General features: G+C 49.6%; 11 protein-coding genes and 1 riboswitch. Of the genes, 1 reads left to right on the forward strand and 10 read right to left on the reverse strand.

From position 1 onward, the window contains the following. Window positions 1-15: 15 nt before the first annotated feature. From cobJ to NSQ68_RS24040, 10 genes are all read right to left on the reverse strand, one after another. Entirely contained in the window at window positions 16-1,797 is a 1,782-nt protein-coding gene (gene cobJ, locus NSQ68_RS23995; protein WP_342427388.1) for a precorrin-3B C(17)-methyltransferase, read from the reverse strand. 310 nt (window positions 1,798-2,107) lie between these two features. After that, window positions 2,108-2,296, reverse strand: a riboswitch (cobalamin riboswitch). Window positions 2,297-2,352: 56 nt separating this feature from the next. Continuing rightward, entirely contained in the window at window positions 2,353-2,907 is a 555-nt protein-coding gene (locus NSQ68_RS24000) for a TIGR00730 family Rossman fold protein (protein ID WP_250240683.1), read from the reverse strand. Between the two features lie 202 nt (window positions 2,908-3,109). Continuing rightward, window positions 3,110-3,961 carry a uroporphyrinogen-III synthase gene (locus NSQ68_RS24005; protein WP_342427389.1) on the reverse strand — a complete coding sequence of 284 codons (852 nt, stop codon included), beginning with the start codon at window positions 3,959-3,961 and terminating at the stop codon, window positions 3,110-3,112. A 101-nt stretch (window positions 3,962-4,062) separates the two neighbouring features. After that, entirely contained in the window at window positions 4,063-5,211 is a 1,149-nt protein-coding gene (locus NSQ68_RS24010; protein WP_307351246.1) for an endospore germination permease, read from the reverse strand. A 41-nt stretch (window positions 5,212-5,252) separates the two neighbouring features. Continuing rightward, window positions 5,253-5,477, reverse strand: coding sequence for a hypothetical protein (locus NSQ68_RS24015; RefSeq protein ID WP_307351244.1), 225 nt, complete (start codon window positions 5,475-5,477; stop codon window positions 5,253-5,255). Further along, entirely contained in the window at window positions 5,470-6,690 is a 1,221-nt protein-coding gene (locus tag NSQ68_RS24020) for a Ger(x)C family spore germination protein (protein ID WP_307351242.1), read from the reverse strand. Before NSQ68_RS24020 ends, NSQ68_RS24015 begins: the two co-directional genes overlap by 8 nt. Then, window positions 6,690-8,315, reverse strand: a complete 1,626-nt coding sequence (locus NSQ68_RS24025) for a spore germination protein (protein WP_342427390.1) — start codon at window positions 8,313-8,315, stop codon at window positions 6,690-6,692. Before NSQ68_RS24025 ends, NSQ68_RS24020 begins: the two co-directional genes overlap by 1 nt. Before the next feature lie 179 nt (window positions 8,316-8,494). Then, the gene (locus tag NSQ68_RS24030) at window positions 8,495-8,833 is read right to left on the reverse strand and encodes a hypothetical protein (protein WP_342427391.1); all 339 of its coding nucleotides are present in this window, start codon (window positions 8,831-8,833) and stop codon (window positions 8,495-8,497) included. 14 nt (window positions 8,834-8,847) lie between these two features. Further along, the gene (locus tag NSQ68_RS24035) at window positions 8,848-9,561 is read right to left on the reverse strand and encodes a pirin family protein (RefSeq protein WP_307351236.1); all 714 of its coding nucleotides are present in this window, start codon (window positions 9,559-9,561) and stop codon (window positions 8,848-8,850) included. A 69-nt stretch (window positions 9,562-9,630) separates the two neighbouring features. After that, window positions 9,631-10,488 carry a LysR family transcriptional regulator gene (locus NSQ68_RS24040; protein WP_342427392.1) on the reverse strand — a complete coding sequence of 286 codons (858 nt, stop codon included), beginning with the start codon at window positions 10,486-10,488 and terminating at the stop codon, window positions 9,631-9,633. A gap of 182 nt (window positions 10,489-10,670) precedes the next feature. On the opposite strand from NSQ68_RS24040, the gene NSQ68_RS24045 reads away from it, so the two are divergent. Further along, window positions 10,671-11,648: a DMT family transporter gene (locus NSQ68_RS24045; RefSeq protein WP_342427393.1), complete on the forward strand. Its 978-nt coding sequence runs from the start codon at window positions 10,671-10,673 to the stop codon at window positions 11,646-11,648. The last annotated feature ends 85 nt before the right edge of the window (window positions 11,649-11,733 follow it).

Here is an 11,733-nt window from a genome sequence, read left to right on the forward strand (position 1 = left end):
CAGGCCTTCAGTACATTAATCACCACAAACCGCATTCACTTCTACCGTTGCTGGTGCATCCTCATGCCGGAAACCCGCAACGACGCCTACACGTTTAAAAAATTTATGAAAACGCTCATTCGGATGCCCTTTTTCCTTATATTCAGCGATGACGTTCTCCACGATGTCCGTAATTTGATCACCCGGAATCCCTTCCGCTACGGGCTGAGCGGCATGAGCATTGCGACCGAATTTTTTACCACCAAGGAAGAGGTCGTATCCTCCCTTGCGATAGACGATTCCGATATCCTCCAGCACCGCTCCATAGCAGGCCATACCGCATCCGTTCAAAGCAATGCTCGTTTCCTTGGGTGCCTGTAATCCGCCAAGTACAACCTGTAAATGCTCAGCCACAGGCACAGCGTCATCCTTCTCCATATTGCAGAAGTCGCACGCCTTCACCCTAAACACATCGCCAATCGGCATGACAATGAATCGTTCATCCCGCAGCCGCCCGACCAGTTCCTCGGGGTCTGCACACGGCACGCGCAGCACGATCTGATGATCTGGCGTGTATTCCAGCTCGCCGTCATCACCCGCTACCTCGGCGAGCAGCGCCATCTGGCGAGCGGTGAACTTCTTGTTTCCCACACCCGGGGAAACGCCCACCTCAAATAGCGCAGGCTTGCCAAAGCCGCCTGGCGCCATCCCGGCTGCGGCCCCTGCTCCGGCCACCGCCGACGTTCCGGCGGTGCTCTTGGCGGCAGGCGCTTGCCCGCTCCAGCGAGCGTTGGCTTCGCCAGGCAGCTTGCCGCCGACAGCGAGGCGGCTTAGCGCCTCTGCCGCCAGCGATGCCGGGGCCGTGCCGGTTTGCACAGCAGTCGTTGCCTGCACGACAGCCATCGCTTGCGGGCGTGCCTGCGTCGCAACCGCAGCGCCGCTCGCGGAGGGTCCAGTCACGGCTGGAGCTGCTCCAGCCTGCGACGCATCCAGCGACCACGGCTCCGCTTCCGTGCGGAGCCGCTGATGCGGCTTGAGCGCCTGCTCGGTCGCATCCAACGTGTATTTGCGCTGATATCCGCGCGGAGTCACGATCAAGCCGTCATACACCGTCGTCGAGGAATTGCCGATGATTACAGTCGTCAGCATCCCGATGTCATGGTTCAGCATATCTTCCAGCGTCGTTACAATAACTTGCTGACGTTCACGATAAGCACTCTTCACCAGCCCAACCGGAGTTTGCGGATCGCGGTAACGCAGCAAAATGGACTGTGTCTCCACAATCTGGCGGGTACGCCGACCACTGCGCGGGTTGTATAAAGCAATCACAAAATCGGCCGAAGCCGCTGCTTCTACGCGCTTCACAATCGTTTCCCACGGGGTCAGATGATCACTCAGACTAATCGTGCACGCATCATGCATCACTGGCGCCCCCAGCAACGAAGCACAGGACTGAATAGCCGAGATCCCCGGTACGACTTCTACCTCAACCCCGTCCTCGCGTCGCCAGCCTTTTTGCATCAACACTTCGTACACCAGCCCTGCCATGCCATAGACTCCTGCATCTCCACTGGAAATGACGGCTACCTTCTTGCCCATCTCTGCTTGGCGAACCGCCTCCTGCGCACGGCTCACTTCCTCTGTCATCCCTGTACGTACAATCTCCTGTCCGTTCAACAACGGACGGATCAAATCAACGTAGGTATTGTAGCCGATAATGACCTCACTTTCGGCCAGCGCATCCAGCGCCCGTTTTGTGATATGTTCCATATCTCCTGGTCCAAATCCAATCACCAGCAATTTTCCTAATGGGCTCATTGTGCTCCTCCTATTCATCCTTTTCAGGGCAGCTATGCTATCTATTCCAATGATTTATGGACATCCTGTAACTCAAAAAAACCCCATCCTACCCGGATGGGGTTTCTATGTACGTATCTCTCATCAGACGAACAAACAGCGTAAGAAGACACGATTTGTCTTCCTCCAGCCTGCCGTTGTTTTCCATCTGTCTGTTTACGCTTCAAACGCTGCTGCACGTTCATATCCACGCAAACCTCTAGCCAACATGGAAAAAGCAACGTGTGCCTGATTTCCTGATTTCGTACACCCATCCTCTCCGCGAAGGTTAACGGTGCATACAGATCAAGGTAGGTCTCCTGGCTTGGCATCAACAGATTCTTTCGTCTTCCCCGTTTTTCACGAGTGACCATTTTAAAAAAATCCTCTTCCTTACAGTGGCGGGACCGCTCGGGATTTGCACCCGATTCCCTGTTACCCTTTGCTCAACCGCAAAGGCACCTTGTCTGTCCGCTATTTGATTATGGGTCTTATCATAACCTTGCCTCAATCAGTTGTGCAAGCACGAAAAACGCTTTATTTCAAGTTCTCTGCTTTATTTTTTAACATATGTAGCAATTCATCCGGGTCCGCAGAGATACTTAATAACGCTGGATGCTCAGCCCCGGTAAACCCTTCTTGCACGCTATGACGCACCATTTCTACTAACGGGTCAAAATATCCATTCACATTCAGCAGCCCAATGGGCTTGCGATGAATGCCAATTTGCGCCCAGCACAATACCTCGAACAGCTCCTCAAAGGTCCCCAAGCCACCCGGAAGGGCAATAAACGCATCGGCCATCTCGCTCATTGCCGCTTTACGCTCATGCATGCTTGCTACCTCAATAAATTCGGTAACTCCCCGATGAATGATCTCTGCATCAAATAATAGGGTGGGCATAATGCCAGTGACCTGACCGTTACCCGCCAGCATTCCATCCGCCACCTCTCCCATCAGCCCCCTGCTAGAGCCACCATAGATCAGACGAATATGATGGCGAGCCATGGCTTCCCCCAGCTTGCCTGCAGCCTCAACATATACCGATGAATGTCCAGGTCTGGACCCGGCAAATACACAAATAGAATTCATTAACGTCTCAGCTCCTGTCCTAAGTAGCATCGAAACTTATTCATTATATTAGATAAACATTTTCGCTATAACAACAATCTTTGTCGATGCATGTCCAACAAAAAAAGATAAAGACCTCGTAGGCCCTTATCTTTATTTTACTCTGTATCCCGAAATATAAGTTCATTTTTTAGCATACTGCATTTATAATTTTGATCTCATTTCAATGACCATTCATGATCTTCAGACCACAGCCATTCACCGAATCGTTATGTTCAAAATATTTGCCCAGCTCCACCATCATCGCGCCCATGCGCTCTTCGGTTGGAAACACGACTCGATCAATCCCTTCTTCCACAATGGACTGTGCAGTCACCTTCCCTACGGATACAGCAATCACATCCTCACGGAAAGCTTCCAGTAAATCCTCGATTCGATTTTGCTCTCTGGCATATTGGGCCAAAAATCGAATTTGCGGACCACTCGTGAATGTAACGGCATCAACATTACGATGGATAACATCCTCCAGTAACGCCTGCAATTTTGCTTCCTCAGGTGGGATATGCTTATAAGGAAGTACCTGGCGGGTCACTGCCCCCTGCTCGTCCAGCCATTTTACCAACCGTGGGGCTGGATCGCCATGCAGTTGCAACAGCACTTCCTTCCCCTTCAGATCGTATGGGGCGAAAGCTCCTGTCAATCCAATCAAACTTCCGTCCTCGTCTCGTACTGCTGGCGTAAAGCCACGCTTTTTGAGTCCATTGACCGTCTTGTAGCCCCGCGCTGCAATGTTGGAAGATTGCAGCAAGTCCATAATCTGCTCGGCCACGCCCATATCCTCCGCCATATCGAACAGGGCATCCAGCCCCATCCCTGTCGTGAAAATGTACCAGTCTGGAGGGTGCTTCACCCACGATACAACAGCGTTGCGCAGCTCGATATCATCTAAAAAAACGGTACCCTGGGCCGGGCGCTGTACTGGCTCCCCTCCCATCTTCACAACTAGCAGCGCCATTTCTTCTGCTTTACGGGGACCAGCAAGAGCGACTCTCTTACCTGCCATGCGTTGTGCCATTCTGTTGCCTCCCTTGTAGAAGTCGTATTTCTTTCTACCAAGTATACAATCAGAGGGGTAAAAGACAAATAAGAATTACTTTTTCGATGAATACAGTAATCTTATAAGTGGGCGTGTCCTGTTCTGCCTCCCAACTGGTCTTTCTGTCTGTTATCCTGCTTTTCGCCGGATGGCCTATCACCGCCGCCTTCTTCTTTACGTTTGGGTCGGAGTAGCAACCATAACACAAATGGCATGAAGACAAAGAACATGACCATAACCACGGTCCACTCCCGGCTGAATTCATATATTTGTACAATGTTAGAGAACAGCATAAAGGAACAGACGTAACCCAACAAACCTACTGGCCAAACAATCAAATTCCCCCAGGCTGGAGCAAACATACGCTTGACAGTCAAACTGATGACATACAGATCAAACCCCATTTTCGTAAGCAGGGTCGGCACGGTAAGAGCGCCCACAAATAAATCGAACCGATCCAGAAAATCGGTCACTTGCAACTGACGGGCCAGTTCATACGAAGGATAAAACAGTCGTGACAAAATGGGAACACCGATAACCAGCTCTGCCAGTAACACAATTAGAACCAAAAAAACGGTTCCTGTCAGATGCCCAAGCCACGCGCTCCGTGGACTATAATTTTTCCCAAAAATCACAAAGGGCAACATCATAATGTCTGCCATATAGCCAAGCATGCGCCAGCTCCCTTTGACCACTCCACCTACATCTGGATGCAAGAACGGTCTCAGTACCGCAAAATCCATATTACGTCCGAAAATAAGCGGCATGGTTAAGAGCGTCAGGATCATCAGCGGAACAAAAACTTCCGTCATATTCACGATAGTGCTAATTCCACCTTTAGCCATAAACACTAAAGTTAACAATATAATCAGAGAAATCACGACAATTGGGGTCAATGGCAACAGCGTAACCTGTACCAGATCCGTAATAATTCTCAAATCCCTTGCAAATATAATCAGGAAAATTATAAGGTACACCGAGAGTAGCATGCGTCCTAGTACGGGATGAGAGCTTACTATGGCCTGAAGCATATCCTGATCTGGAAAACGCCTCCTAATTCTAAGCACCACATAAATCGGTAGGCATAGCACAATGGCGGCAACCATACAAGTCCAATAAGCATGCTGGTTTGCGTAATCTGCTGCCTGGGCCGGAGCATGTACAAGGGTAATACTGGCCTGCAGCAATACACCAAGCAACACGATTTGTCTGGTTGTGAACTGTTTCATAAAGGTACATCTCCTTTTGGCCCACAGGCATCTATTACACGTTACAACGTAGGGGGGAGCCACATGTCAATAAAACGGGTCAGCCATGTAGCCACATAAACGGAACTTCTTGTCGATGTTCCGTAGATCCAGATACCAATACTAATTACGTACAATACACGTGAGATCCATCGGTTGACGGCAGGTGCAGCGTTGAGACTTTTGCGGTCAATCAGATACATGAAGAGAATAGACAGCACCAATGGCAGCAGAAATACCTTATTCATTCTGAATATTCTCCTTTTTGACCCCTAATGGCTTGGTGATTGCACCAATATTTTCGATGTGTACGACCGGATCTATGGTGACCTCTGCCTTGGGATACAAATGATCCCATTGGGGTTTAATCCGCTTCCATTCATCAGGGCGACTTGTAATGATAGCCCGGCCCAGACCAAGCACATCCGAATGATACTTTTGCTGAATAACACGAACAGCCTCTCCCAGTTCCTTCTTGATCTGCTCGGCAACCTGCTGTTCCAGCCACTTCAGGTTTGCCTCTTTGGAAATATCGAAAGTCGTCTCATTCTCTTTTGCATTTCCGTTGCAGTTTATATGAATGGTCATCCGAATCTCATCCCCCCGAATATTGGGTTCGATATTGACCTTATTTTCGATGAGATCTACGGAAATGTAACCTTTTCCTTTGGGTGGAAGTACAAAAATTTCCGTATTCTTGGCCTGATTCATACCCAGTAGCAAAAACCGGCTTAAATGATTATCTATTATGCCGGTCACCCTGTCTTTGCGAAATACAGCCAGCCCGTCGACCTGAATATTCGTCTTCTTGTCCTTCAGACTGGCTGGACCATTCTTCACCAATGACATGACCGGCACAGCCGGATCAATACCATCCAGCAGGATCGTATTCAACAGCAGCTTAATTGAACGAGGGTTCTCCATATAGGAATAGTTGAGCTCGCGAACCATTTCTGCCGGATACTGCTCAATCGGAGCATCCGCCTGCAGTACTTCCAGCGCCGATCCCTTCGTTATGACAACGAGAGATGATAAACGGTTCTGTGGGACGCGCGCCAATACATCCATCATATTGCCGATCCCTTCCCGCGCCAGTGCCTCGCCGAACAACAGCACCCGGCGATGGGAGTAATTCAGCGTTCGTGAAACCCCTCGCTGTTCCTCGGCGCTTGCTCCCCGAAAGCTTGGGCCTGTCTTGGACTCCAGATAATAGGACTTCGTCCCGCTTGTGCCTCCCCCGCCTCCTGTGTTTCCCGAAGCCCCGAGCTGTCCGGGGAGCGCAATTTGCATCGTAACCCGATATTGATCCCCTTCCTTATCCATCCCGGTGCCCATCACAAAGGCCACATCGTTCACCTCACGGCGATCCCAGCATCCCCCCAAAAGAACAGAACAGAGCAGCAGACAACTAAGCACAGCCGTTTTACGTATTTTCCCTGTATCAGAGCCTTGGGGCTTCATCACCATCCCTCCTCGGTTGTCGGCGTCCCATTCATCTTTTCTTTTTCCCGTTTGTTGTTGTCTTTACCAATCCAGGAAGGACGTTTAATCATTTTCCACCAAGGTGCACGAACAATGATATCCTTTTGATCCGTATGGTTGTATGGGCTGTATCCACTCATGTAAGGCACGCCAAACGATGTTAGCTTGGTTAGATGCGTAGCAATTAGCGTTGTCGCAATAATGATCCCAAACAATCCGAATAATCCCGCCATCAGCATAATTGGAAATCGTAGCAGACGAACCGTGATGGCAAAGTTAAAGCGTGGAATGGTAAACGAAGCAATACCTGTGAGCGACACAACAATGACTATGGGTGCCGATACAATCCCTGCCTGTACTGCGGCCTGCCCAATAACGAGTGCGCCAAGGATACTGACGGCCTGACCGACCGTTTTGGGGAGACGAATCCCTGCTTCACGTAATGCCTCAAAAGAAATTTCCATCATTAACGCTTCCACCAGTGCGGGAAAAGGTATGGATTCACGAGCCGCTGCAATGCTCAATATGAGCGTCGTCGGCAGCATATCATGATGATAGGTCGTAACCGCTACATATAATGCTGGCAGAAAGAGAGCCATTACGAGAAAAAGAAACCGAATCCCTCTCACCATATTGCTGATGAAAAAACGCTCATAATAGTCTTCGCTCGCTTGCATCATCTGCCACATCGTCACGGGCCCAATCAAAGCAAAGGGCGTTCCGTCCACAAAAATAGCAAAACGTCCTTCCAGTAACTGTGCAGTGACGGTATCAGGCCGTTCCGTGTATTGCATTTGCGGAAACGGTGAAAACGGATGATCCTCAATCAGTTCCTCAATATATCCGGTCTCCAGCACACCATCAATTTTGATATCACTGAGCCTTTTTTTAACATCCTCCACCAGTTTTGGATCTATGATTCCTTCGACATAGGTAATCACTACACTGGTTTGGGTTTCCTTCCCGATGGTCATACTTTGCATTTTGAGCATCGACGTCTTCAACTTGAATCGCAGAAGTGCCGTATTAACGCGAAGTGTCTCTGTGAAGCCCTCACGCGGCCCGCGAATAACCGCTTCGGTCTGCGGTTCCTCCACTCCACGGCGGACACCTCCCTTGGCGCTGAAAATGTACGCACGCGGCGTACCCTCTACGAACAAGGCGGCATTGCCGTCCAGTATCGCTGCCGATACCATCTTCCATTGATCCATCGTTTTGGTCTGGGACATGGAGATACGCGTTTCATCCAGCGGCTCCAATTTGCCGTTCACTTCAGGGTCCTTGAGCATCATGCCCAAGATGAAAGGCCGAAGGATATGATCCTGCAAATCCTCCGATTTTACAGTGCCCTCAAAATAAGCCAACAACCCTTTGCGTTCAGGGGAAATCATGAGCTCACGGTAGACGACATCAGAACAATCCTTAAAGATATCACGCAGTGCGGTCAAATTATCGTCCAGACTGGTTCGCAACGGCTGTTCCAGCCACGAGGGCTCAGGCAGTCCCTTGGGAACACGGGCATTTCGTGGCTTGCGGTCCGGGGCCGGAACCGCTCTTCGGCTCCACGGCAATCTCGGCAACTTGGGAAAGCGTCCTTTCTTCATGTTATTCCCCCTTTACGAATGAGCCGAACAACGTAATATGACATATAGAATGTACCAGCCTGCAAAGGATTATGTATCCAATGAACTCAACATGTCGAACAGATAACAAAAAGACCCTGCAATGATGCAGAGCCTTCGAAAGTCCATTATAAATCTGAAAATTTATGATAAAGGAATGATTAATCTCCCCAATACTCCTCGGGATGGTATTCAATCTCAGAACCAGCTTCGAACGTAAGCTCATCTGTCTGATCATGATATTCCACGCTTTCCGGAGTGACGTAATACCAATGCTTCACCACGGGTCCATCGTCTACCGGCGTTACAAAACGAAATACGTTCAACTCCCCGCTATAACGCACAATCGCCTCCGCCGTCTCACGCGGCAGCCCTTGAAGCGTGAAGCGAAACACGCCGTCCACCGATTCCAAACGGCAATCGAAACTCTGCTTGCGGCTGTCGGCAAAGCTACGTCCCGTGACGGCATGCTTAATCAGCCATGTTTCCTGCTGCGCCATGTGCGCACCTCCTTTTAGGGCAAGTCAATCAACATATAAAAAGCAGACTCCTCTGCTGCCAGCGCAAGCTTCGGCTCCTGCTCAATACGAGCTGAATCGCGCCCTTGCAGAATATGTTCACCGTTCACACGCAGTGAGCCTTCGATGACGAACAAGAACACGCGCCGACCCTCGGCCTGTGTGAATTCTACTTGTTCTCCGGGTTGAAGCTTACTTAAATAAATCGTTAAATCCTGATTGATTGCAGCTATTTCACCCTCTGTGCCTGGTACACGCTTTCCGGCAACGACAGGCAGAAGCTGACCGTGAAGACGCTCAGGATTGAACGCTGTAGCCTCATATGACGGCTTCAGTCCTCTCGTATGCGGGCTAAACCACAATTGCAGCAGACTAACATCCTCCGTTTGTGATGCGTTGTGCTCCGTATGAATGATGCCGTGGCCCGCTGACATTCGCTGAATGCCTCCAAAACGGGTCACTGCTACATGTCCACGATTGTCTTCATGACGCAGTTCCCCATACAGCACAATCGAAACAATCTCCATATCACTGTGCGGATGCGCCCCAAAGCCCCGTCCCGGTGTGATGACATCGTCATTACAGACACGCATAGGACCAAACGCTGTATTGTTCTCATCCTGATACTCCGCGAATGAAAAGCTGTGACTCCCCCGCAGCCAGCCCTTATCGAAGCTGAATCGGGAAGCCGCCGGATATATTGTAAACATAATAGCCCTCCTTCAGGAAGAAAAATGAGATCAAATCCCTCTCATTGTACCCGAGCCCAAGCGATAAAGCTATGCCTCTGTCTGAGTGATAATCTCATCTATAAAAGACTGCAAAGTACTGGTAACAAAGGCTTCCTTACGTCGGATAAACACCGTTGTTACTTCATTGTACGGCTCAGGCATCGCATGACCGCACACATGGCCTTGAGCCACTAGCCCGCTGATCGAAGATTCGGGAAATACGGTCATTCCTATACCAGCCGCCACACTGCCGATAATCGTCTCAAATGTCCCAAACTCCATGATCTGCTTAGGAATAATGCCCTCCATTTTGAGCCAGGTTTCCAGTCGTCCCCGGTAGCCGCAGCCTTTTTTATATAGAAGGAGCGGACGAGTTGTAAGATCCTCAACGGAAAAATCATCTCCTTGGGATACAAGGACCAGCTTTTCCTGAAATACATCAAACTGTTCAATGAGCGGATGCTTGACCGGCCCGGTCACAAAAGCTCCATCCAGCCGCATTTCTGCAACCTCCTGCACCAGAGACTCTGTAACCCCAGCCTTGAGGGACAACTCGACATCCGGGTACTTGCTATAGTAAGCATGTAAAATGGCCGGAAGGGCAATGACAGTCTCCACAATGCCAATCTCCAGCACCCCCGAAGGTGCAGAGGTATTCTGAAATGCATGTTTCATTTCCTCAAATTGCGATAAAATGCTTTTCGTATATTGCAGCAGACGCTTGCCCTCGGCATTGAGGATCATTCCCCGCTTATGTCTATTAAATAAAGGCGTTTGCAGTTCCTTTTCGAGCAGCTTGATTCTGGCCGTTACATTGGACTGGACATAGCTAAGCTCGGCTGCAGCCTTGCTGACACTGCCATGCGCAGCCACCGTCTGGAAAATGTTTAAATCGTTCAGATCCACTACTGCTCCCCCTTATTGTGAAGGGCAAGGGGCCATCAAAATTGACGCGCCTTGTCACTTATTATCATTTTAAATGATCATAATGTTTATTTTCAATCATTTTACCAACAGCTTCCCATCCTTTATGATGTTGTCCATAAGATATGTCCGCTGAGACCGGCAAGGAGGAGCTTTTGTACACCATGAACAGACAAATCATGACCGGATCTTTATTATGCCTAATCGCCAGTATGTCCTGGGGGGCGATGTTTCCGGTTTCGCACATTGCATTACAACACATCAATCCACTGTACTTTTCATTTTTGCGCTATTTATCGGTTACACTCATTTTAGTCGTACTATTGTGGCTCAAAGAGGGACGGATTGCATTTCGCTTTGAGGGCAAGGGCAAGACGTTGTTATTCTTCGGGACCATGGGATTCACCATTTATAATATGGCCGTTTTCCAGGGACAGCACGCGATGGGCGCAGCAGGCACTCTGGTAGCCTCTATAATGGAAGTGCTAATGCCGATGATTTCCATTGCGATGGTGTGGGTCATGACCCGTAAAATGCCTCCGAAATATACACTAATCAGCATGGTGATTGCGCTGGCCGGGGCTTTACTGGTGATCACGAACGGGAAATGGACCTTTTTCACACTTGCCGGACAACATTTACTGCCGCTGCTGCTTATTTTCGTAGGCGTCGTCGGATGGGTCGTATATTCCATGGGAGGCAGCCATTTTGCAGGATGGTCTACTCTTCGGTATTCAACCCTAACCTGCCTGCTCGGAACTCTCGTCTCCTTCGTAGTCGTCACATTTGCCTCTGCTTTCAACTGGATTGTGGTGCCGGACTGGCAGGCTGTGTGGTCAGTTAAATACGAAATGAGCTTTATGATCCTGCTTCCAGGGCTAGCGGCCCTGCTTAGCTGGAATGCCGGAATCCGCAAGCTGTCTCCACTGAACGGGATTCTATTTATTAACTTTGTACCGATTACCACGCTGCTACTCATGTACTTCCAAGGTTATGCCATTAGCCGTTTTGAATTATATGGGACAGTGCTGGTCATTTTCGCACTGATTCTGAACAATATGTTTCAGAGAAGTTCGCTGCGTCCTTCCGACTCACGGGATGTCCGTTTCCGTCTGGATCGCCGCAAGTCCTTCCAACGTTAACTTCTAACCCTGCAAACCAAAAATTATGTAAAACATTAAAAAAGCGCCTGGATACAGAGTACAATCTCCTGTGTCCGGGCGCTTT

Origin of the sequence: Paenibacillus sp. FSL L8-0158, assembly GCF_038592965.1 — a bacterium.
Lineage (GTDB): Bacteria > Bacillota > Bacilli > Paenibacillales > Paenibacillaceae > Paenibacillus > Paenibacillus polymyxa_D.